The organism is Providencia sp. UF-183 (assembly GCF_058246155.1).
This window is the reverse complement of sequence record NZ_JBSICD010000087.1, coordinates 1-292: the sequence shown is the minus strand read 5'-3', so window position 1 is coordinate 292 and position 292 is coordinate 1. Positions and strand designations below refer to the sequence as shown.

Sequence of the window (292 nt, the reverse complement as noted above, 5' to 3'; positions counted from 1 at the left end):
CCGTAGCTCAGCTGGATAGAGTACTCGGCTACGAACCGAGCGGTCGGAGGTTCGAATCCTCCCGGATGCACCATCTCAACCCTAGAGGAATACCTTGTGGGGTTTTATTTTGATTCTACTTAGCGAGTAATCAAAATAGTGCAGTAACGATGAAATTGATTTACAGAAGTAGATGTTGATAAGAAGTTTGAGAGAGAAGCACGTCTTGCAGTAAATATGCATCCGTAGCTCAGCTGGATAGAGTACTCGGCTACGAACCGAGCGGTCGGAGGTTCGAATCCTCCCGGATGCA

At 47.6% G+C, this 292-nt stretch carries 1 tRNA gene; it reads left to right on the top strand.

Annotation, left to right across the window (positions count from 1 at the left end):
* Nucleotides 1-218: 218 nt before the first annotated feature.
* Nucleotides 219-292 (top strand) — tRNA-Arg (locus AC4IFT_RS22470).